The organism is Methylobacterium sp. CCH5-D2 (genome assembly GCF_001556475.1).
GTDB lineage: Bacteria > Pseudomonadota > Alphaproteobacteria > Rhizobiales > Beijerinckiaceae > Methylobacterium > Methylobacterium hispanicum.
The window spans coordinates 1-1,563 of record NZ_LSIX01000393.1; the positions used below are offsets into that span (position 1 = coordinate 1).

General features: G+C 72.6%; 3 protein-coding genes. All 3 read left to right on the plus strand.

The window, feature by feature from the left end; translation table 11 throughout:
* Nucleotides 1-216, plus strand: a 216-nt coding sequence (locus tag AX737_RS10150) for a hypothetical protein (protein WP_210173130.1), incomplete at its 5' end; no start/stop codon positions are given.
* Nucleotides 217-432, plus strand: coding sequence for a ferredoxin (locus AX737_RS10155; protein ID WP_066921024.1), 216 nt, complete (start codon nucleotides 217-219; stop codon nucleotides 430-432).
* Nucleotides 429-1,563: FAD-dependent oxidoreductase (locus AX737_RS10160; RefSeq protein ID WP_156453629.1), on the plus strand; the 1,135-nt coding region annotated here is incomplete at its 3' end. The genes AX737_RS10155 and AX737_RS10160, both read left to right, overlap by 4 nt.

The following is a 1,563-nucleotide window of genomic DNA, read 5'->3' on the forward strand; positions in this document are numbered from 1 at the left end:
GGCGGGGCCATCGACCGGGTGCTCTCCGAACCCGGCTTCCGGCGCCGGGCGCAGGCGATGGCTGCCGACTTCGAGGAGCTGGATGCCGGACGGGAAATTCTCGGCGCCATCGACGAGCTCTTCCACCGCGACAAGGCTGCCTCGCCCGCCTCCCTGCCGCAGAAAACATCCGAGCCTCGCCCCCGCTCATCCGTCCACACGTTCGGAGCCTCGTGAATGCGCGTCGTGGTCGATCTCAACCGTTGCCAGGGCTACGCCCAGTGCTGCTACGCTGCCCCCGAGCATTTCGAGGTGCGGGGCCACGAGATCCTTTTCTACGACCCCGCCCCGCCGGAGGCGAAACGGGAGCAGATCGAGCGGGCGCAACAGGCCTGCCCCGTCCGGGCCATCGAGGTCGAGTCCGCGGGCCTGACCGAGGAGGCCGAACTGTGATCGGCGTGCAGCGCCCGGGCATCGTGGTGGTAGGGGCCTCGCTCGCCGGGCTGCGGGGCGCGGAGGCGCTGCGCGACGGGGGCTACGATGGCCCCCTGACGATCGTCGGCGACGAGCCCCACCGGCCCTACGACAGGCCGCCCCTGTCGAAGCATGTCCTGGCGGGGGAACTCGCGCCGGAGGCCACCGAGCTGCCCCAGCTCCGCAGCCTGCGCGCCCGGTGGCGGCTCGGCCAGCCAGCGGTGGCCCTCGACCGGGAGCGACGGGTGGTTCGCCTCGCCGATGGCGCGACGCTCCCCTACGAGACGCTGCTGATCGCCACCGGCGCGAGGGCGCGGACATGGCCGGGCGAGGGCGCGGACCTCGCCGGGATATTCACGATCCGCACGGTGGAGGACGCCCGCTCCCTGCGGAATGCCCTCGCGCAGCGTCCCGGTCGCGTCCTCGTCGTCGGTGCCGGATTGATCGGCTGCGAGGCGGCCTCATGCTGCCGAGACCTTGGCTTGGACGTCACCCTCGTCGACCCCAACCCGACGCCCCTCGCTCGCCTGCTCGGGACCGTCATCGGTGGCACGCTCGCCGGGCGGATGAGGGACGCCGGCGTCGACATCCGCATGAACACCAAGATTCACTCGTTCTCCGGCGAGAAGGGCGGGGTGCGCCGCGCTCACTTGCCGGGCGGCGCAACGATCGCGACGGACCTCGTCATCGTGGCCCTCGGCGCGACGCGCGAAACCGGATGGCTCGCCGCGGCGGGCCTCCGCGCCGATGCGGGCGGCCTGACCTGCGACGCAGCCTGCCGGGCGATGACCCTCGCGGGTGAGCTCGATCCCGCAATCTACGCGGCCGGCGACGTCGCGCGCTGGCCCAACCCCCTCACCGGCAATCGCCCGATGACGGTCGAGCACTGGGGAAACGCGGTGGACCAAGCCCGGCACGCGGCCGCCAACATGCTGGCCCGTCCCTCCGAACAGCCTCCGTACGGCCACCTGCCGGCCTTTTGGTCGAGCCAGTTCGGCCTCAACATCAAGCTCGTCGGCCTCACCGAGGGGGCGGACGCCCTGGCCGTCGTCCAGGGGGCGCGGGCCTCGCAGCGGTTCCTGGCGGTTTACGGCAGGGCCGGGCGCAGCG